18 protein-coding genes are annotated in these 19145 nt (G+C 74.0%); 9 read left to right on the top strand and 9 right to left on the bottom strand.

What is annotated here, in order from left to right:
* Positions 1-80: 80 nt before the first annotated feature.
* Positions 81-1016, top strand: coding sequence for a LysR family transcriptional regulator (locus P8A18_RS33470; RefSeq protein WP_306061468.1), 936 nt, complete (start codon positions 81-83; stop codon positions 1014-1016).
* Positions 1017-1170: 154 nt separating this feature from the next.
* A complete protein-coding gene (locus P8A18_RS33465) occupies positions 1171-1743 on the top strand; it encodes a GNAT family N-acetyltransferase (RefSeq protein WP_306061466.1) in 573 nt (190 codons plus the stop codon).
* Positions 1744-1779: 36 nt separating this feature from the next.
* Here the strand turns inward: P8A18_RS33465 and P8A18_RS33460 are convergent, their stop codons facing one another.
* Positions 1780-2232 carry a MarR family winged helix-turn-helix transcriptional regulator gene (locus P8A18_RS33460; RefSeq protein ID WP_026250133.1) on the bottom strand — a complete coding sequence of 151 codons (453 nt, stop codon included), beginning with the start codon at positions 2230-2232 and terminating at the stop codon, positions 1780-1782.
* Positions 2233-2322: 90 nt separating this feature from the next.
* On the opposite strand from P8A18_RS33460, the gene P8A18_RS33455 reads away from it, so the two are divergent.
* A complete protein-coding gene (locus P8A18_RS33455; RefSeq protein ID WP_306061464.1) occupies positions 2323-3252 on the top strand; it encodes a quinone oxidoreductase family protein in 930 nt (309 codons plus the stop codon).
* Positions 3253-3257: 5 nt separating this feature from the next.
* On the opposite strand, the gene P8A18_RS33450 is transcribed toward P8A18_RS33455, so the two are convergent.
* The 4 genes from P8A18_RS33450 to P8A18_RS33435 all read right to left on the bottom strand — a co-directional run bounded on the left by P8A18_RS33450 (position 3258) and on the right by P8A18_RS33435 (position 9612).
* Complete coding sequence (locus tag P8A18_RS33450) at positions 3258-4097, bottom strand: class I SAM-dependent methyltransferase (RefSeq protein ID WP_306061462.1); 840 nt, start codon at positions 4095-4097, stop codon at positions 3258-3260.
* 160 nt (positions 4098-4257) lie between these two features.
* The gene (locus tag P8A18_RS33445) at positions 4258-4851 is read right to left on the bottom strand and encodes a GNAT family N-acetyltransferase (protein WP_306061460.1); all 594 of its coding nucleotides are present in this window, start codon (positions 4849-4851) and stop codon (positions 4258-4260) included.
* A gap of 120 nt (positions 4852-4971) precedes the next feature.
* On the bottom strand, positions 4972-8376 hold the full coding sequence (locus P8A18_RS33440; RefSeq protein WP_306061458.1) for an AMP-binding protein: 3405 nt from the start codon (positions 8374-8376) through the stop codon (positions 4972-4974).
* A gap of 408 nt (positions 8377-8784) precedes the next feature.
* On the bottom strand, positions 8785-9612 hold the full coding sequence (locus tag P8A18_RS33435) for an alpha/beta fold hydrolase (protein WP_306061455.1): 828 nt from the start codon (positions 9610-9612) through the stop codon (positions 8785-8787).
* Between the two features lie 87 nt (positions 9613-9699).
* Between P8A18_RS33435 and P8A18_RS33430 the strand changes: the two genes are divergently transcribed.
* From P8A18_RS33430 to P8A18_RS33420, 3 genes are all read left to right on the top strand, one after another.
* Positions 9700-10539 (top strand): AraC family transcriptional regulator, encoded by an 840-nt coding sequence (locus tag P8A18_RS33430; RefSeq protein ID WP_306061453.1) that lies wholly within the window; start codon positions 9700-9702, stop codon positions 10537-10539.
* Positions 10540-10790: 251 nt separating this feature from the next.
* Positions 10791-11984, top strand: a complete 1194-nt coding sequence (locus P8A18_RS33425; protein ID WP_306061451.1) for a serine/threonine-protein kinase — start codon at positions 10791-10793, stop codon at positions 11982-11984.
* Positions 11985-12132: 148 nt separating this feature from the next.
* Positions 12133-12789: a maleylpyruvate isomerase N-terminal domain-containing protein gene (locus P8A18_RS33420; RefSeq protein WP_306061449.1), complete on the top strand. Its 657-nt coding sequence runs from the start codon at positions 12133-12135 to the stop codon at positions 12787-12789.
* Positions 12790-12810: 21 nt separating this feature from the next.
* Here the strand turns inward: P8A18_RS33420 and P8A18_RS33415 are convergent, their stop codons facing one another.
* Complete coding sequence (locus P8A18_RS33415; protein ID WP_306061447.1) at positions 12811-13407, bottom strand: TetR/AcrR family transcriptional regulator; 597 nt, start codon at positions 13405-13407, stop codon at positions 12811-12813.
* A gap of 67 nt (positions 13408-13474) precedes the next feature.
* On the opposite strand from P8A18_RS33415, the gene P8A18_RS33410 reads away from it, so the two are divergent.
* Positions 13475-13957 (top strand): hypothetical protein, encoded by a 483-nt coding sequence (locus tag P8A18_RS33410; RefSeq protein WP_306061445.1) that lies wholly within the window; start codon positions 13475-13477, stop codon positions 13955-13957.
* A 25-nt stretch (positions 13958-13982) separates the two neighbouring features.
* Here the strand turns inward: P8A18_RS33410 and P8A18_RS33405 are convergent, their stop codons facing one another.
* Entirely contained in the window at positions 13983-15227 is a 1245-nt protein-coding gene (locus P8A18_RS33405) for a serine/threonine-protein kinase (RefSeq protein ID WP_371933810.1), read from the bottom strand.
* 203 nt (positions 15228-15430) lie between these two features.
* Between P8A18_RS33405 and P8A18_RS33400 the strand changes: the two genes are divergently transcribed.
* On the top strand, positions 15431-16114 hold the full coding sequence (locus P8A18_RS33400; RefSeq protein ID WP_306061443.1) for an alpha/beta fold hydrolase: 684 nt from the start codon (positions 15431-15433) through the stop codon (positions 16112-16114).
* A gap of 61 nt (positions 16115-16175) precedes the next feature.
* Here the strand turns inward: P8A18_RS33400 and P8A18_RS33395 are convergent, their stop codons facing one another.
* Together P8A18_RS33395 and P8A18_RS33390 are read right to left on the bottom strand one after the other, a co-directional pair.
* Positions 16176-17189 (bottom strand): aldo/keto reductase, encoded by a 1014-nt coding sequence (locus P8A18_RS33395; protein ID WP_306061442.1) that lies wholly within the window; start codon positions 17187-17189, stop codon positions 16176-16178.
* Positions 17190-17238: 49 nt separating this feature from the next.
* The gene (locus P8A18_RS33390) at positions 17239-17880 is read right to left on the bottom strand and encodes a ScbR family autoregulator-binding transcription factor (protein WP_306061440.1); all 642 of its coding nucleotides are present in this window, start codon (positions 17878-17880) and stop codon (positions 17239-17241) included.
* 137 nt (positions 17881-18017) lie between these two features.
* Between P8A18_RS33390 and P8A18_RS33385 the strand changes: the two genes are divergently transcribed.
* Positions 18018-19082, top strand: a complete 1065-nt coding sequence (locus P8A18_RS33385) for a ScbA/BarX family gamma-butyrolactone biosynthesis protein (RefSeq protein WP_306061438.1) — start codon at positions 18018-18020, stop codon at positions 19080-19082.
* Positions 19083-19145 lie beyond the last annotated feature (63 nt).

The raw sequence follows: 19145 nt of genomic DNA, 5'->3' as shown, positions 1-19145 counted from the left end.
ATCGCTCGGAAGAACACCAGGTCAAACAACCAGAGAGGCCACTGCCCACAACCAGGAGTTGTTCACTAAGCTCGCTCCCCGTGGACCTCCAAGCAGTACGAACCTTCGTCGCCGTCACGGAAGCGGGCGGCTTCCACAAGGCCGCCGCAGACCTGTCGGTCACCCAGCAGGCCGTCTCCAAGCGGATCGCCACGCTGGAGCAGACCCTCGGCGTCCGGCTGTTCACCCGCGCCCCGCGCGGCGCCGGGCTCACCATCGACGGCCGGGCGTTCCTGCCCCACGCACGCGAACTGCTGCGCGCGGCCGAGCGCGCGAGCGCGTCCGTGTCACCCGGCCGCCGTCCCCTGCGCGTCGATGTGATCGCCTCGCGCACCGCGCAGTCGAGCCTGATGCGCGGGTTCCACGGCGCGCATCCCGAGATCGTCCTCGACGTGATGATGCTGGTCAGCATGGACACGGCCGTCACCGCCCTCCTCTCCGGCGAACTCGACGCGACGTTCCGCGCGGTCGCGGCCCCCGGCCGCCCCCTGCCCGACGGCATCGAGTCCGTACGGGTCCTGGACGAACCTCTCCAGCTCCTCACCGGCCCCGCCCACGCCCTGGCGGACGCCCCCTCGGTCACCCTCGCCGGCCTCGTCGGCCACCGCGTCTGGATGCCCGGCATCGCCCCCGGCACCGAGTGGGGCGCCTACTACGACGACCTCGTCGCCGAGTTCGGCCTCACCATCGAGGCGACCGGCCCGAACTTCGGCTCCGACGCGCTCCTGGACACCATCGCGGACACCCCCGCCCTGGCCACCTTCATGGGCGAGCGCTCCCGCCTCATCTGGCCCGCCGGCCACGGCCTGCGCCGCATCCCGGTGACCGGCCCGACACCGGTCTACCCGCACTCGCTCCTCTGGCACCGCGACAACCCCCACCCCGCGCTGACCGCCCTGCGTACCCACCTCGCCGCGACGACGGCCGGCCACGACGCGGCAGGGACCTGGGTCCCGGACTGGGCGCTCCCGCGCTGAACGGCCCCTCCCCCCGGCCCTGTCGGACGCATCGGCCTGCCGCGAAAAGGCATGCGCACAATTGTCCGAGCGATAGGTTCTGTGCCATGCACGCGCTCGCCGAACCGGCCACCGCCGTCCCGCGCCCTGCCGTCGACCCCAGGAGGGCCGCCGCATGAGCGGCGCGGTGATACGCCGCCTGACCGGCGCCGAACTCCTCGCCCGGCCGCAGGACGTGCGCCGGGTGTACGCGGAGGCGTTCGCCGGCCCGCCCTGGTTCGAGGACGCCTCGGCGGCCGACGGGTTCATCCGCCGGCTGACCGACGACGTCACCCGGGACGGCTTCACGGCGGCCGGTGCGTTCCGGGGCGACACCCTGGTCGGGCTGGCCACCGCCTGGACCACGCCCGCGCCGTTCCCCGCCGACCGCTCCTACGCGCAGGTCGCGGCGGCCTTCGGGGCCGGACGTACGGCGCGGTGGCTGTGCGGGAGCCTCGAAGTCGACGAGCTCGCCCTCGCCACGGCGGCGCGCGGGCAGGGAGCGGGCGCGGCCCTTCTGGATTCGGTGGCCGCGGACGCCCCCGGGGGCCGGTGCCGGCTGCTGACCTCCGGCCGGGCCCGTGACGCGATCGGCTTCTACCGGCGTGCGGGCTGGGTCCAGGCCGTTCACCCCGCCGGCGACGGCACCGGCATCGTGGTCCTCCTCGGCCCCCGGCACCCGGCCCGTACCGCCGTCGGCTCCCTCTGACGCGGCAGCCGCGCCAGGCGCCGCGGCCCCGTCCGCTCAGTGGGCGAGGCGACGGGGCGCGAGCGGCAGGGGCGGGGTGAGGACGGGCTCCAGGAGCTGCGCGAGCTGCCGGCGTTGATGCGGTTCGAGCCGGTCGGTGGCCGGGGCCATGGCGTCCCGGGCCTCCGCGTACAGCCGCTCGGTGAGTTCGCGTCCCGCGTCGGTGATCAGGACGATCACGGCGCGCTTGTCCTCGGGGCTGGCGCCGCGGGCCAGCAGGCCCCGGCGCTCGGCGCGGGCGATGAGGCCGGACAGGGTCGACTTGTCCAGGCCGAGGAAGGTCGCCAGGTCGCTCATGCGGGGCTGCCGGTCGCGCAGGATGCCGAGCACGCGCAGCTGGGTGAGGGAGAGATCGTGCTCGGCGCCGATCCGCGTGAGCACCCCCATGATCTGAAAGGCGCTGCGGCCCAGGGCGTCCAGCAGGGCGTCTGTGGAGTCATCGGGAGCCATGGCGACCACCCTACTTGACATTGTTGGCATTACAAACAACTCTGGTATTGATTGGTAATGCAAACCAACCGTCCGACCAGGGAGTTTCCCATGCACGCAGCAGTCATCACGGCGTACGGCACCCCGCCCGTCTACCGCGAGCACCCCGAACCCGTGGCCCGGGGCGAGCACGAGATGGTGGTGGACGTCCTCGCGGCGGGCCTGCACCACCTCACCCGCTCCAAGGCCAACGGCACCCACTACTCGGCCTCCGGCGTCTTCCCGATCGTGCCCGGCGCCGACGGTGTCGTACGCGACCCCTCGGGCCGCCTGCGCTACGCGGCCCTGGACGACACGGACCTGGGCAGCTTCGCCGAGCGCACCGTGATCGACGTACGCCGCAGCGTCGTCCTGCCCGACGACGCGGACCCGGTGCGGATCGCCGCCGCGATGAACCCGGGCATGTCCTCCTGGGTCGCCCTGCGCCGCCGCATCGCCTTCGAGAAGGGGCAGCGCGTCCTCATCCTCGGCGCCACCGGCAGCGCCGGACGCATGGCCATCCAGATCGCCAAGCGGTTCGGCGCGGCGGAGGTCTTCGCCGCCGGGCGGGACGCCGCCAGGCTGGAACCGCTGACCGGCCTCGGCGCGGACCGCGTCCTCACCTTCGACTCGATCGCCGCAGCCGCCGACGTCGACGTCGTCCTCGACTTCGTGTGGGGCGCGCCCGCGGCGGACGCCATGATCCCCCTCCTCACCGCCCGCGCCGACCGCTCGGTGCCGCTGACCTGGGTGCAGATCGGCTCCATGGCGGGCGCGTCGGCCCCGGTGCCCTCGGCGGCGCTGCGCGCGGCCCGGCTCCAGATCGTGGGCAGCGGCATCGGATCACTCTCCCCCCGCGACATCCTCGCCGAACTCCCGGAGCTGGCCGAGGCGGTGACCGAGGGCGCCCTCGACATCCGGGCCCGGCCCGTGTCCCCGTCCGGGATCGCCGAGGCGTGGAACGACCACCGGACCGACGAACGCCTCGTCTTCGTCCCGTAGCCCCTTCACCGCCTGCGGGAGACTCCCAGCTCGATGAGGTAGCGCTTGGTCACCCGGCCGCCGTAACCCCCGTCGATCAGGTCGGCGATGGACGCCAGCAGCCCGTGCCGGGCGGCTTCCGGCAGGGCCCGGTGGCCCGAGTAGGTCCGCAGCACGTCCAGATACTCCCGGGTGGTGTACGTGAGGTCCTGCTCGTAGCGGCGGAAGACCGTGGGCGCGAAGCGGCCGCTTCGCGCCACCTCCCGGGCATGGTCTGCGTTGTCGACATCGGCGGTGGCGGGAGGCCGCGTCCCGGGCTTCGTGCCCGGGTCGAAGCGTTCGTAGCAGCGCTGGACCTCGACGAAGAACTCCTCGGTGCCGCCCCTCACATGCTGGGTACGCACCACGGCGAGTGCCCCGCCGGGACGCAGGGCATCGGCGGCCTTGGGCACGCGCGTCGCCGGGTCGATCCAGTGGAACGCCGTCGCCGCGAGAACCGTGTCGAACGGCTCCGCCGGCAGCGGCCAGCTCTCGAACTCGGCCGTCACCACTTCCACGGCCGAGGCTCCCGCAAGGTTGCGCCGGGCGACCGCGGCCATGTTCGCTCCCGCCTCGACCGCCGTGATCCGGCAGCCCCGGCCGGCCAGGGGAACCGTGGCCCGGCCGGTTCCGCAGCCCAGCTCCAGTACGCGACTGCCGGGACGGGCCCCGGCGAGTTCCGCGAGGTCGTCGTAGAGCGCCGGCGGGTACCCGGGCCTGGCCCGGTCGTACAGCTCCGCGTCCTCGTCGAACGTCTGTCGCAGACGTTCCCGCAGGGAGTCCTCCGGGCTGTCGTCGCGAGGCGCGGGCGTGGTGGTTTCGGGCATGCGGAGCAGATTAGGGGACGCCCGCCCGCGCCAGACAGCGCTCGTGGGCTGCCCGGCCGGTCGGCCCGCCTCACCGGAACGGTTCACCGGCGCTCACGCAAGGCGTCGCGCTTCTCCGCACGGTGAGCCGGAGAAGGACCGCCGGCGGCCTCCGGAGGGACTACGGACGTCCGCCGTGCCGGAACCACTCCGGCGCCAGGACCGACATCACCGTCGCGTCCACCCGCTCGCCCTCCCAGAGCAGCGCGTCACGCAGCACCCCCTCGGCGACGAACCCCGCCTTCTCGTAGGCGCGGCGGGCCCGCGGATTGAACGCGTAGACCTCCAGCGAGACGCGGTGCAGCCCCAGCGCCTCGAAGCCGTACCCGACGATCAGACGAGTTGCCTCCGTCCCCAGACCGCGTCCGTAGCTGCCGGGCACCAGGAAGATGCGGAAGTTGCAGCTCTCGTTACCCGGGTCCCAGCCGTTCAGGACGACCTCGCCGACGACGTTGCCCGTCACCCGCTCGACCACCGCGAGGTCCAGCCGGTCGTCCTGCTCCGCGCGGCTGCCGTACCAGGCACGCAACCGCGCCTCGTCGAGCCTGCCGTCGGGATGGCTGCCGGTCAACCGTGACGCCTCGGCGTCCAGGAACATCGGCATCAGCGCGGCGATGTCATCCACCGTGACGGGCCGGAGCAGCACCTGCTCCCCTCTCAGCGACGGCTTCTTGAGGAAGTCCGGACGGGGAGCATGTCGCACGTGATCGGCCATTGCCGCATTGTGGCCGACCGGTCCGCCCGATGTCCTCCCGATATCCGGGGGCGACCTCCCGCCTCCGTGCCCCGCCGTTCTCCGGGACGGGCGCGGCCCGCCTCTGCCGCGCCCCCGTCCTCACGGCAACTCGTCCAGCCGGTCCACGCACAACTCGTACCCGCTCTCCGCGTGGACCTTCGACCAGCCCGCCGGCACCGGGGCCGCCGCCGGCCACAGGGCGCGGCGGCCCGAGGGGTCGCAGAGGACGACGAACGTGACCGGGGCACCGGCGAACGGGTCGTCGGGGGCCGGGCCTTCGAGGACCATGAGGCTGCCGTCCGCGTCCAGCCGGGCCGCCCGGCCCGTGCGCCACATGCGGGCGGGGGCCCGGGACGGGCCGGCGAACGGATCGGGCAGGAAGCGTTCACCGGTCGCGGCCGGGGAACCGGCGTAACCGAGGGCCACGCCCGCCCCCGCCACGTACAACGCACCGACCGTGCCCGGAGCCACCGGCCGCAGCCGGGCGTTCAGGACATAGGCCCGGTAGCCCGGGGCGGGCCTGGCCGCTCCCGTGCCCCGGTGCTCGACCACCAGGTGGCCCTCGGCCCAGCCGCCGCTGGTGATCAGCGGCAACCGCTCCTCGCGGGCGAGCGCGACCAGCGCCACGAGCACCTCGTCACTGCCGCCGAGCAGCATCCGGGCGTCGCGCTCGCGCAGCCAGCGCAGCAACTCCTGCGGTACGGCGTGCCGCAGGGAACGGTCCGGGACGTGCACCCGGGCACCCCGCACCAGCGCGCCCAGCAGGCCGATCGTGGCGTCGGCGTCCGGGTAGCCGCGTACCAGCCAGGCGGCGTCGACCGGCTCGGCCAGCGTCGCCGCGACGACCGGCCCGCCGCCCACCACCGTCGCACCGCCCCCGCCCGGCGAACCCGCCGCACCGACCGCCCACAGCACCGGGTCGGCCGTGCTCAGCGGGCGCGTACGGTCCGTGTCCAGCAGCGGCCACTTCCCGTCGGCGGGCAGCAGATCGGCGGCCTCGTCACGCACCAGGCGGGCGGCACCCGGTGTCCGGCCCAGCAGCAGGTCGGCGGTCTCGTCCAGCAGCACCGCCACCGGCCGCACCGAACCGGGCAGCCGCTGCGCGGGATCGACCGGCACGCACGCCGCCCCGGTCTTCGCGATGGCGAGCACGGCCACCGCGAACCCGGTCGGCGAGGACAGCGCGGTCACGACCGTGGCCCCGGGGCCCGCGCCATGGGCGACCAGGGCGTGCGCCAGCAGGTCGGAACGCGAGTCCAGCTCCGCGTAGTCCATGACCGGGACGGCCGGCCCGCCCGGCTCACCGGATCCGTCGGAACCGGGCGGGGCACCGTCCGTGTCATCCGCGCCGCTCACCCCGCCCGCCCCGATCGCACCCGACAGCGCCACGGCCTTCGGCGCGCACCGCACCCGCTCCGCGAACAGCTCGGGCACCGTCGTCGCGGGCAGCTCGTGGCGGCCCGCCTCCCACACCCCGCCCCGGTCCGCCGGCCGCCCGGCCGGCACCAGCGCGCTCAGCACCGCGTCCGGACGGTCCAGGGCCGCCGCGAGCAGCGAGACCAGCCGGCCCGTCAGCGTGGCGGCCACCGTCTCGCCGACCGCCTTGCGCCGGTACGTGGTCGTCAGGGTGATGCCCGCCGGCGCGCCCTCCCGGCTCTGCCGCTCCGTCAGGGTGAAGCCGACATCGGTGGCCGGCAGGGCGAGACCGGCGCGTTCCGGCTGCACCGTGAGCGGACCCGAAGCGAACCGGCCGGCCGTCGTGTCCTGGAGGACGGCGAGAGCGACGCCCCCCACGCCCGCGAGAGGGGCGTCGGCGCTGCGGTAGGCCGCCAGGTCCCGCTTGCGCACCCGGCGCACCAGCTCGCTGAACGCCGGGTCGCCCGAGGCGTCCACGGTCAGCGCCAGCACCCGCCCGTACGCGCCCACCGCGCCCCGCAGGGTGACGTTGTCGCGGGCCGGGACCGGGGCGGCGACGGTGATCTCACCGGCCGTGCCCAGCTGGTGCAGTACGGCGGTGAGCGCGGCGTGCACCACCATGAAGACCGTGGCCCCCCGCGCGGCAGCGAACCGGGTGAGCCGCGCGTGCAGGGCCTCGTCCAGGTCGAGGTCCAGGCGGCCGGGGGCCGTGTCGAAGCCCGTGGAGCCGCTGCCGGGCAGCTGGGTCGGTGCCCGGTCGCCGTACGGGGCACGAGGCGCGTACCGCACGATGTCCCGGACCGGCGAGGGGGTGCCGCCGGCGGCCAACTCCTGGTAGACGCACGCCAGATCGGCCGCGAGCGGCAACTGCGACCACAGATCCACATCGGCGGCGGGCAGCGCCAGCTCCAGCCGGTGGTCGTCCGGTCCCAGGGACCTCAGCCTGGTCCCGGCGTTCCCGGTAAGGGAGTTGCGCAGCGCCCCGTACCGCCGGCCCAGGACGGTCAGCGCCCTGTCCAGCGTCCGTACGTCCAGCGGCCCGCGCAGCCGGAACACCAGCTCGACGCTTTCCGTGCCGGACGCGCCCGTTTCCGACTCCGACGCGGACGGGTCCGGTCCGATCGCGGTGGCGGGGTCCTCGCCCAGCAGCGCGGACAGCGCGGCCGGGGTCGGCGCGGCGTGGAGCGCGGCCGGATCGGCCGGGCCGCTGCCCAGGGTCTCGCGCACCCGGTCCAGCAGCCGGGCCGCCGCCGGTGTGTGCCCGCCCATGCCGAAGAAGTCGCAGTCGGCGCCGATCAGCCCGCGCGGCAGCCCCAGCACCTCGGCGAACAGGTCCCGCACGATCTCCTGGACCGGTGTGCCCGGAGGCGTCCCGCGCGACGCGCCCGCCGCCGGCCCCGGCGCGGGCAGGGTGGCGTGGGCGGCCGGGGGCGGGACGGTCAGGCGGGCGCCCGCGGCCAGCGTCGGCCAGATCTCGGCCGCGCTCGCGGCGGACGCGGGGCTCGCGGCCTGTGCGACGACCTCGTCCCGGCCGGGCCGGAACGCCGCCCCGGGCCGCAGCAGTTCGTCCAGCGCCCGATGCGGTACGACGACCCCGGCCGCCGGTCCGCCACCGGGCCCGGAGGCGTAACAGACGTACGCCGGGTCGTCCCCGGAGCACGGGCCGCCGCCACCGGCCGGCGCACCGCTGTCGGAGCCCGCCGGGCGCGGGCCGAGGACGGCGGCCGGCAGCCCCGCGTAGTCGGAGGCGTCCGCGGCCTCGGCCAGCACGGCACGGGCCGCGCTGTCGCGTACGACGAACCGGCGGTGCGCGAGCGGATCGGCCGGGTCGAGCGCCACGTACGCCGCCCCGGACCGCAGGACGGCCAGCAGCGCCGTCACGAGCCGGGGACCGGGGCGCAGACCCGTCGCCACCCGGTCGCCCCGGCCGATGCCCCGCGCCACGAGGGTCCGGGCGAGCCGGTCGGCCGCCCGGCTCAGCTCACGGTAGGTCAGGGAGACCTGGTCACCCGGGTGTCCGGGGGCGTGAACGGCGATCGCGTCGGGGCGTGCGGCGACCTGCTGTTCGATGAGACCGGAGAGGGACATCGTTGGCGCACTCCTTCGACAGCGGCTTCCGTCTTGGCAAGACATTGCCAAGACGTTGGCAGAAAACGCTCGAAAGACTCTCCGGACCGGCTTGAGTCTCGCCTTAGTCGCAGGTCGGGGTGGTTACGGAGAGGCCGTGCGGGCCCGCCGATGTTGCCAGAACGCTGGATGGAGGCGAAGGCGGGAGCGGCCCCCGCGCCGCCGCTCCACCCGCGCTCCGGCGGCTCTGTGGCGATGTTCATGCCGACGTACGGCATCCTCGGACCCACGACACACGGGTCATGACGACCGGGGTCCCCCTCTACAGCCCGCCCGGTCCTGCCCGGGCGGGCTGTGCCGTGCGGATCTGTCGCACCCCCACGTCCACGAGGTCCCCTCCGCGACCGCCCGCGGCCGGCTCGACGCCTTTCAGCCGGCCCGTACGCCGTGGCGCGCGGCGAAGGCGAGCAGAGGCGCGGCGACCCGCGGCGGGTCCTCAAGGATGGGGGAGTGCCCCAGCCCCGGCAGCAGCTCCACCTCCGCACCCGGAACGACGCGGTAATCGGCGGCGGACGAGGAACGCCACCGGCGGTCGTCCGCACCGAAGAGGACCAGCAACGGCACGCCGAGCACCGCCAGCCGGTCCGGCAACGCCCGCTGCTCCAGATACGCACGGGTGCCCGCCATTGTCGCCGTGAACGTATGGAAGGTCATGGCGCGCACCTCGTCCAGCAGCGCGTCCGGCACTTGGTACCCCGGCCGGCTGAAGCCCGTGCCCGCGAACTGCCGCAGCTGCTCGTCGCTCGGCGGCCACTGCGCGGGCCCGGCCGCGCCGGACCCCTGGGCGATGAACGCGCCCAGGCCGGGCCCGGTGTTGATCAGGACCAGGCCGGACACCAGCTCGGGCCGCTGCTCGGCGAGCGCGGTGGCGGCCACCCCGCCGCTGGAGTGCCCCACCACCACGGCCCGCCCGACACCGAGCCGGTCCAGCACCTCACCGGCCCGGCGCGCCTGGTCCGGGATCGTGTAACGGCCGTCGTCCGGTTTGGCCGACCGGCCGTGCCCGAGCAGATCGATCCGTACGACGCGATGGGCCCCGGCCAGCAACGGAACCAGCGCGTCCCACGAGCGCGCCGAGGACGCGGACCCGTGGATGAGCAGAAGCGCCGGGGCGTCACGCGGCCCGTCCTGGCACACATGGATGTCGCCGTCGCCGGGCGCCGGCGACGAGAACACGGAGGTCTCGGAAGCAGTCATGGACCCACTGTCACCGCCGCCCGCGGCGAGGTATTGGACGAATGTTCCCGGCGCCCGGCGCTCTCGTGGTTCTCGTAGCATGGAAGCGTGCACACGTTCACGCACGGAACGGCCGAGTGGGACGTCGCCTGCCCGCGACGGCCCAGCCGGGTGGCCGGAGTCACCATGGCCGGGTTCCGCGTGCACGACCTGGACACGCTGCGCATGGTCCCCCACCCGAACGTGACCCTGCTCCTCGAATTCGGCGCCGGTTCCCCGGTTTTGGACTCCGCCCCCGGAGAACAGCGGCGCGGAAGCCTCGTCGCGGGCCCCGGGCTCGGTTCCGGGGGCGCGGTCCGGGTGCGCGGAGAGAACGTCGAGTGCGTACAGGTGCGCCTCTCGCCGGTCATCGCCCGCGCCGTGCTCGGCGTCTCGCCCGCCGAACTCGACGGCGCCGTCGTACCGCTCGGCGACCTGTGGGGCCGCGAGGCGTCGCGGATATGCGAGCGGCTCGGTGAACTCCCCGGCTGGCAGGCCCGCTTCGCGCTGGCGGACGCGCTGCTGACCCGCCGCTTCGCGGCGGGGCCGGCGGTGGACCCGGAAGTCGCCCGAGCCTGGCACCGCACCCTCACCGGCCACGGCCTGGTCCGGGTCGAGGATCTCGCCGCCGAGGTCGGATGGAGCCGCAAGCGCCTGTGGTCCCGCTTCCGCTCGCAGCTGGGCCTGCCGCCCAAGCGCGCCGCGAAACTGGTCCGCTTCGACCACGCCGCCCACCGCCTGGTCGCGGGCGAGGCCGCGGCCCGGGTGGCCGCCGACACCGGCTACGCCGACCAGTCCCACCTGCACCGCGACGTCATGGCGTTCACCGGTTCCACCCCCGCGACCGTGGCCCGCGAACCGTTCCTCGCGGTGGACGACCTGGCCTGGCCCGGCCGCGCAGCACCATGAACGCGCCTGAGCCGTACAGGGGCCAGGGTGTGGGGCGGCCATATCCACGCCCGCACGGACCCCCGCCACCCGTGGGGCGCGACGGGGTCCGAACCACGCCCGTGCGCGTGACAGCCGGACCGTGAATCCGTGAGTGAGATGATCCCTCCGGCAGGATGGTCGACCGAAGAGGCCCGGGGGATCGAGTGAGCGCGACGGGGCGGCGAGGAGCCGACGGGCAGACGGTACACGGGGCGCGTATAGGCCCCTACGTGATCGAGCGCCGGCTCGGCGAGGGCGGCATGGGGACGGTGTATCTGGCCCGGTCGCGCGGCGGACGCGCCGTGGCGGTCAAGGTCGCGCGGGCCGAGCTCGCCGGCGACGCCCACTTCCGCGCCCGGTTCCGTGCGGAGGTGACCGCGGCGCGGGCCGTCGGCGGCTTCCACACCGCCCAGGTCGTGGACGCGGACCCGGACGCGACCCCTCCCTGGCTGGCGACCGCGTATGTGCCGGGACCGACACTCGCCGAACGCATCCACTCCCAGGGCCCCATGGACACACAGGAGTTGAAGGGGCTCGGCGCGGCGCTCGCGGAGGCCCTGGTGGCGATCCACGGCTGCGGCCTGGTCCACCGCGATCTGAAGCCCGGCAACATCATCATGGCCGCGGACGGGCCCCGCGTGCTGGATTTCGGGATCGCACGGGCCGTGGAGTCCACGCGCCTGACGGCCACCGGCCACGCCTTCGGAACACCCGGATTCCTCGCACCCGAGCAGGCGACGGGAGCCGCCGACGTCACGGCAGCCGCCGACGTGTTCGCGCTGGGTGCGGTCCTGGTGGCGGCGGCGGGCGGCAGCGCGTTCGGCGGGGGTACGCCGATGGGCCTGATGTACCGCGCGGTGCACGAGGCACCCGACCTGACCGCCGTCCCGCCCCGGCTGCGGGGACTGGTGGCGGACTGTCTGGACAAGAACCCCGGCAGCCGGCCGGACCCGGCCCGGCTCCTCGACCGGTTCGATGAACTGACGGAAGCGGCGACGTCGTACCGCCTGGAGCCTCCGCAGCCGCCCATGCCCTCGTACGTGCCCACGGTCGCCGACGCCGCACCCGGCCGGGGCCCCGGCGGGGAGCCCGCCGCCGCCGACGACGAGGCGTTCATCGCGGCGGACTCCGATTCCCACGTCGTGGTCGACGCGGGTGGGGTACTGCTGACGCTCCACGGGCTGCCGCTGGACGAGATCGAGACCGACGAGGACCTGGACCGCGGGGGTACGGAGGTCGAATGGTCCTGGCCGGAGATCGCCGACGTCCGCCATCGCACCGTCCGCAAGTCCCGGATGCACGTCACGCTCACGCTGCACGACGGCTCCACCTTCGAGGGCGAGATCAACGCCCGCCGGGCCTCCCGCGTCGAGCAGTGGCACCGTGACCTGGACACGGCGCTCACGTACTACCTGCACCGCTGACACCGACACCAACGACCCGGACGTGCTCGACTACGCGCTGCCCACCCGCGCCAGTACCTCCGCCGCGTCCGGGCACCAGGCAGCCGGAACCACGCCATCACGCGTGACCCCCGCCCCGCTCGCGCGGCACGTCCCCTACCGTGAGGACGTGCATCCCTTCTCACGCTCCTGGGCGGCGCTGCTCGCCGCCGTCGCCGGTCTCCCGGACGAGGACTTCGCGCAGCCCTCGGGCTGTGCGGGCTGGCTCGTACGGGATCTGGTGTGCCATCTGGTCATCGACGCCCAGGACGTCCTGATCACCCTGGTCACCCCGGCCGAAGCGGAACCCACGGCCGACGCGGCCGGCTACTGGGACCTCCTCGCCGAACCCCCGGCCGGTGACGACCCGCTCGACGCGCTGATCCCCCGGCTCGCCGCGGCGTACGGCGAGCCGCGGTGGCTCAAGTTCCACCTGGACGACGTCGGTTCGGCCGCGGGCCGGGCCGCCGTACTCGCGGACCCCGCCGCCCGGGTCTCCACCCAGGACAAGGTGCTCACCGTCGGCGACTACCTGTCGGCGTACGTCCTTGAGTGGACCCTGCACCACCTCGATCTCGTCGCGCATCTGCCGGCGGCCCCCGCGCCGCCCGCCGAGACGCTGGCGGTGGCGCGCACCGCGCTGGAGGATCTCGCCGGTGCCGCGTTCCCCGCGTCGTTCCCGGACGCCGACGCGCTGCGGATCGGCACGGGGCGGCGTACGCCGACCGCCGCGCAGACGGCGGAACTGGGCGCACGCGCGGCGAGGCTTCCGCTCATCCTCGGCTGACCGCGTCGCGCGCCCCGGCCGTCAGCCCGGGGCCGGCCCCGGGCCGGCGTCCAGGATGCCGTCGACGCCGTGCAGGAACGTCTCGGAGACCAGCGCCGGATCGGAGAGGCAGCCGGCCGCCATCGCGCCGTCCCGGAGCATGACGAAGTGGCGGCCCGCCGCGTCGGCCGGTGTGCGGCCGGCCTCGGCCATCAGTTCCGTGACCGTTTCCAGGAACCACTGCCGGTGGGCCAGGACCGCCCGGTGGACGGGGTGTTCCGGGTCGGGGTACTCGGCAGCCGCGTTGAGGAAGGCGCACCCGCGGAATCCGGAGGACCGGATGCCCTCCACGATGGACCGGCCGACGGCCCGGACCGTGTCGGCCGGTGCGAGCCCCTGGGCCCGGATGGCGGCGACCTGCCCCCGGATGCCCTGGTCGGCCTGCTGGAGGTAGCAGAGGATCAGCTCCTCCTTCCCCTTGAAATGCCGGTACAGGGTCGCGCGGGTGACCTGGGCCTCCGCGATGATCCGGTCGACGCCGACGGAGTGGATCCCCTCCGCGTAGAAAATCCTGGTCGCTGTGTCGAGCAGCCGGGACCGAGCCTCCGACGTGCTCCCGGCCTGTGTGCGCGCGCTCATGGGGACACCGTAACAGCCCGATGAGGGAGAACGTTCGGTCTTGACAGGGGAATGCGGGCTCCCTTAGATGGAAAGGGAGGAGAGACCGAACGTTCTCCCTCGTTTCGGTCTGGGCGCCCTGAGCACCACGCTGCTGGTGGCCTACCCCCTGTTCGACGTCGGGTGCGCGGTCGTGGACATCAGGTCCGCCAAGGCCGGCCGGGGGCCGGTGCGGGGGCTCTACGCCAACGTCGCGCTGAGCACCCTCACCGCCGCGGGCCTGGCCGCCGCCGCCGGCCACGGCATCCCCGCCGTGCTGCGGGTCTGGGGCGCCTGGGCCATCACCGCGGGGCTCGTCCAGCTGATCGTCGGCGTCCTGCGGCGCGGTATGGGCGGACAGTGGCCGATGATCGCCGGCGGCGCCATCTCCACCCTGGCCGGAACCTCGTTCATCGCCCAGGCCGGCAAGGGCGACGCCTCGCTGACGAACCTGGCCGGCTACGCGTTCCTCGGCGGCGTCTTCTTCCTCGTCTCCGCCATGCGCCTGGGCCGTACGAACAGCCCCGCGTGAGCGGCGGCAGGCCTCCCGCGCCCGGCTACCGGAAGCAGGCGATGATCAGCGGAAGGTCCTGCAACCACGTGCGGAGCAGGGACGCCCTGCGGGCCCTGACCGCCTGCTGGTGGAAGGTGCCGTCGTGGAGCCGGACGGTCACCCAGAGGTACTTCTGGGGCGCCGCCCCGTATTCCACCGAGCTGATCCGGTCCCAGCCGAACTGGAAGTACCGCACGTCCGACTCGAAAGCGACACCATCGGCATCGATCAGGACCGCCGAGGTGGCGTCCGTCGCCGTGAAGACGACGTCGTCCACCGGTCCGGGCGCCGGGGCGGCCGCGGGATAGGCCGGGGGATAGGCCGGCGGGAACGGCGGCGGCGCGAGAGCGGTCGGCGGCAGGGACGGGGGGACCGCGTCCATCGGCGGCTGTACGGGGAACGCATCCACCGGAGCCGGCGGCACGGCATCCACCGGGGGCGGCGGCACGGCGTCCGCCGGGGCGTACGTGCCCGGAATCGGCGCGAACAGGTCCAGCAGCGCTTCCGGGCCGGGCCGCTCGGCGGGGTCCTTGGCGAGGCACGCGAGGAGCGCTGGCCGCAGGCCGGGCGGCACCGCGGACAGATCGGCCGACTCGTGCACCGCGCGATACATCAGCCCCATCGGCGTACCCCCGCCGAAGGCACTGCCCCCGGCGGCGGCGACCAGCACGGCCCCGAGCGCGAACACGTCGGCCGCCCCGGTGACCCCCTCGCCCATGGCCTGCTCGGGGGCCAGGAACCCCGGGGTCCCGAAGGCCATACCGGTGGAGGTCAGGCGGGTCGACTCCATGGCCCGCGCGATGCCGAAGTCCAGGACCCTCGGGCCGTCGGCGGCCATGATGATGTTGCCGGGCTTGAGGTCCCGGTGCACCAGACCGCAGCCGTGGATCGCCGCCAGCGCCTCGGCCAGCGCCGCCCCCAGCTGCCGCAGCCGCTCCTCGTCCATCGGCCCCCCGGAGGCGAGGAGGGCGGACAGCGTGGGTCCGGGGATGTAGGCCGTGGCCAGCCAGGGAGCCTCCGCCTCGGGATCGGCGTCCACCACCGGAGCCGTATGGAAACCGCCCACCCGGCGGGCGGCCACGACCTCCGCGCGGAAACGCGCCCGGAAATGCGGATCGGTCGCGAGCTCCGGCCGCGCCACCTTCACGGCCACCGGACGCCCGCCGCGCGAGCGGGCCAGATAGACCGTGCCCATACCGCCGGCCCCCAGCTCCCGCTCCACGGCATAAGCGCCAACGCGCTCCGGCACACCCACCCGTCCACCCCGTACGTCATGCGCCGCCTGCGGCCCGCCCTGTTCTATCGCGCATCAGTATGACCGGGCGCCCCGTCACCACCGCCACAGGGCGGCCCGCCGCGACGGCAGGGCGCGTATCCACCGCCCCCGGGACCGGTCGTGACGTGCCGTCACAGGGCGGACGCGCGGGGTGGTGGTTCGCCTACGATGGGGCGGTGAAGTTCGTGATAGTGCCAGGTGGCTGGCAGGGTGGATGGGCGTTCGACGCGGTGGCGGCCGAGCTGCGCCGCGACGGTCACCAGGTGGAGGCGGTGACCCTGGCGGGGCTGGAGCCGGACGGCCCGCTCGACGTGGACCGGCCGCCCAACCTCGACACCCACATCGACCAGGTGGCCGGGATCATCGACCGCGGCGGTGACACGCCCCTCGCGCTGTGCGGGCACAGCTACGGCGGCATGGTGATCGCCGGAGCCGCGGACCGGCTCGGCGACCGCATCGGCCAGCTCGTCTTCATCGACGCCTACGTCCCCGAGGACGGCGACTCGTGCTGGTCCCTGACCAGCGACCGGTTCCGGCACCTGTTCATGGCCGGGGCCCGCGAAGACGGCCGCTGGGTCGCGGTCCCCCAGGGGGCGGACCCGCGTGCGCGGCCCCACCCACTGGCCAGCTTCCTCCAGTCGTTCAGGCCGGGCAACGACCCCGCACACGCGGTCGGCCGCACCTTCATCAGCGGCGGGGCCTGGCCGGGCAGCCCGTTCGTGGACCTGACCGAACGGCTGCGCCACCGCGCGGGCTGGAAGGTCCACGACATCCCCGTCGGCCACAACATCGCACGTCACGACCCGGGAGGCCTCGCGGCGGTCCTCGGGGCGCTCCCGCCGGCCGGCCGGAGCGCGTGACGTCGCTGCGGGGCCCCGGCCGGGGGCCGTAACCCCGCACGCCACCGACCGGGGCCGTCGGTCACTCGCGGGCCGCCGCCGTGCTGCTCATGTCCGCGTAACGGGCACCCGCCACCCGCGCCGCCAGCGGTTCGAGCGCGGTGAGTTCGGCCGCGGACAGGGTCAGGGCCGCCGCCGCGGCGTTCTCCCTCAGCCGGGCGGACCTGCGGGAGCCGGGGATGGGCAGGACGGTGAGGCCGTGGACGCCGGACTGCTGGTGCAGCCAGGCCAGCGCGACCTGTGCGGGGGTCGCCGCGTGACCGGCGGCGATCTCACGGACGGTCCCCAGGAGCGCGTGATTGGCGCGAACGTGCTCGTCGGCGAACCGGGGCATCGTCAACCGGCCGTCCCCCGGGGTCAGTTCGGTCGGATCGGAGAACGCCCCGGTGAGCAGGCCGCGCCCGAGCGGCGAGTACGCGACGAACGCCACGCCGAGTTCCGCGGCCGTGGGGACCGCCGACGCCTCGACATCGCGGCTGAACAGCGACCACTCGGACTGCAACGCGGCGATCGGGTGGACGGCGTGCGCCGCGCGCAGTTCGGCACCGGTGACCTCGGAGAGCCCCAGGTGGCGGACCTTGCCCTCCTGGACGAGCTCCGCCATCGCACCGACGGTCTCCTCCAGGGGGACCGACGGGTCGCGGCGGTGCGCGTAGTACAGGTCGATCGTGTCGATACCGAGCCGCTTCAGGCTCGCCTCGACGCACTGGCGTACATACGCGCGGTCGCCGCGGACCTGGTTCCAGGTGCGCCGGCCCGGCTCCCGCACGATGCCGAACTTCGTGGCGAGGAAGACCCGTTCGCGGTGGGCGCGGACGAACGGGCCGAGCAGCACCTCGTTCCCGCCGTCCCCGTACAGGTCCGCGGTGTCGAACATGGTGACGCCCACGTCGAGTGCGGCCCGCAGCGTTTCCCGCGCCCCGTCCGGCGCGACGGGCCCGTAGGCCTCGCTGAAGCCCATGCAGCCCAGGCCCTGGGCGCCGACCAACGGGCCCTTGGTGCCGAGGGGAACGACGGGGAGAGTAAGGGCAGACATGACAGGGGCTCTCCTTGTGTGGCGCCGAAGGCCGGGAAGGGGGCGGACATCATGTGTGAAGGGGAAGGGTGACGTCGATGATCTCCTGGACGCGGTCCATGAGGTCTTCGCGATTGTGCTGGATCCAGGAGATGTGCTGGCTGCCGAAGAACGCGGCGACAACGACCCGGGCCATGGAGGTGATGTTGGCGGTGGGCCGCAGAGTGCCCTCCTCCTGGGCCTGTGCCAGCAGCTCGGCGATCAGCTGGGTGAACTCGCTGAACGGCGTCGGCATATCGGCGTCGACGAGGTTCCGCTCGATCTGCAACCGGGCACCGGCCTGCATCACCGGATTGTCCCGCAGGGCCACCGCGGTCTGCAGGAGGAGTTCGGCGACCGCGTGGAGCGGCGGGAGACGCCTGGCCGTGACCGATTCGGCGATGGTGGGCAGGTGGGTGTAGAACTCCGCGGTGACCGCGACGGCCACCGCCTCCTTGTTGGTGAAGTGGAAGTAGACGGCACCCTTCGTCACCTCGGCACGGTCGGCGATGTCCTGGAGCGTGACGGCGGGGAACCCCTTCTCGGCGAAGGCCGCGGCGGCGGCGTCGAGGAGCTGCCTGCGGGTGCGGCCGGCACGTTCCTGCTTGAGTTCGCGCGGGGAGACGGCCTTGGCTCCGGAAGCTGTACGCAGACCGCTGTTCGAGTTGTTCATGATTCCTTTTCCGTACGCTTCGACGGTGCCTGGTGCGAATGGCCCGCACGAGATAGTTCCCTTGCAAGATACCTCTGCGAAGGTATATTTTCACGTCGCGCTACCACGGTATTTCCGAACCCAATGGGGGAGAGACCATGGACCAGTTGTATGGACTGTCGACCAGGGTCCCAGGTGAACCGGGCACGGCAGTAGTGGATACCTCGCTGAAGTTTCTTCAACCCGTCTCCCGACAACTGGTCCACCGGGCCGCGGTCGCGGAGGTCTTCATCACGGACGCGCTGCCGGTGAGCGAGAGCCGGTTCCTCGTGGGAGCCCAGTGGCCCCGGGACCACGCACTGTATTACCCCGACGCCCAGGGTGTGTCCGACCCGCTGCTGCTGACCGAGACGGTGCGCCAGGCCTTGGTCTACCTGGGACACGAGTACTGCGGAATCCCGCTGGGACACCGCTTCGTCGGCAGTGACACGCACTTCGAGATCACGGACCACGAGGCGCTCGCGGTCGGCGACACCCCGCTGCACGTCACCCTGGACGTCCAGTGGTCGTGGGTGGCGAACCGGCCGCCCCGGCGCTTCGGCATGCAGGTGGACGTGGTGGTGTCCGTGGCCGGACGGGCGTGTGCCCGAGCCGGGCTGAGCGTGTACGCCGTCGACGAGCGGCTGTACCGGCGACTGCGCTGGCGGGGGAACGAGGAACCGGGCGGCGGCGGGGCCGTCCCCGCCGGACACACCGCCGCGACTCGCCTGCCCGCGGCCGAAGTCGGACGCCTGCGGGCCAAGGACAGCGTCCTGGGCCGCACCGAGACGGGGGAGTGGCGGCTGCTGGTCGACCTCCACCATGCCGTGCTCTTCGACCACCCCGGCGACCACATACCGCTGATGGTCACCCTGGAAGGTGCCCGCCAGCTCGGCCACCGCCTGGTCAGCCACTGCCACGGCGCCCCCGTGGGAGCAGCGGTACTGCGCGCCGTCCGGATGGACTGCCCGGCCTTCGCCGACCTCGACGAACCGGTGCGGCTGTGCGCCGAGTTGCGGCCGCGCGGGACCGCTCCCGACCTCACGCGGATGCGCGTCACGGCCGTACAGCGGGAGGAGACCGTCGCCACGGTCACCATGGAATGGCTGCTGCGGACCCGGCCCGCCGCGCCCGGGGGGATCACCTTCTCCCGTGGCGCGGTCGGCTCCGGCGCGGCGGTGTAGCGGGGCGCCCGGTCCGGCCGGCCTTCGTCGGCCGCGGCCTGTGGCGTACGCGGGGGCCGGGGC

Origin of the sequence: Streptomyces sp. Mut1, from assembly GCF_030719295.1 — a bacterium.
Lineage (GTDB): Bacteria > Actinomycetota > Actinomycetes > Streptomycetales > Streptomycetaceae > Streptomyces > Streptomyces castrisilvae.
This window is presented reverse-complemented; position numbering and strand designations above follow the sequence as displayed.

Coding starts and splice junctions, on each gene's coding strand:
- P8A18_RS33465 (WP_306061466.1), top strand. CDS start 1,171: ATGAGCGGCGCGGTGATACGCCGCCTGACCGGCGCCGAACTCCTCGCC.
- P8A18_RS33460 (WP_026250133.1), bottom strand. CDS start 2,232: ATGGCTCCCGATGACTCCACAGACGCCCTGCTGGACGCCCTGGGCCGC.
- P8A18_RS33455 (WP_306061464.1), top strand. CDS start 2,323: ATGCACGCAGCAGTCATCACGGCGTACGGCACCCCGCCCGTCTACCGC.
- P8A18_RS33450 (WP_306061462.1), bottom strand. CDS start 4,097: ATGCCCGAAACCACCACGCCCGCGCCTCGCGACGACAGCCCGGAGGAC.
- P8A18_RS33445 (WP_306061460.1), bottom strand. CDS start 4,851: ATGGCCGATCACGTGCGACATGCTCCCCGTCCGGACTTCCTCAAGAAG.
- P8A18_RS33440 (WP_306061458.1), bottom strand. CDS start 8,376: ATGTCCCTCTCCGGTCTCATCGAACAGCAGGTCGCCGCACGCCCCGAC.
- P8A18_RS33435 (WP_306061455.1), bottom strand. CDS start 9,612: ATGACTGCTTCCGAGACCTCCGTGTTCTCGTCGCCGGCGCCCGGCGAC.
- P8A18_RS33415 (WP_306061447.1), bottom strand. CDS start 13,407: ATGAGCGCGCGCACACAGGCCGGGAGCACGTCGGAGGCTCGGTCCCGG.
- P8A18_RS33410 (WP_306061445.1), top strand. CDS start 13,475: ATGGAAAGGGAGGAGAGACCGAACGTTCTCCCTCGTTTCGGTCTGGGC.
- P8A18_RS33395 (WP_306061442.1), bottom strand. CDS start 17,189: ATGTCTGCCCTTACTCTCCCCGTCGTTCCCCTCGGCACCAAGGGCCCG.
- P8A18_RS33390 (WP_306061440.1), bottom strand. CDS start 17,880: ATGAACAACTCGAACAGCGGTCTGCGTACAGCTTCCGGAGCCAAGGCC.
- P8A18_RS33385 (WP_306061438.1), top strand. CDS start 18,018: ATGGACCAGTTGTATGGACTGTCGACCAGGGTCCCAGGTGAACCGGGC.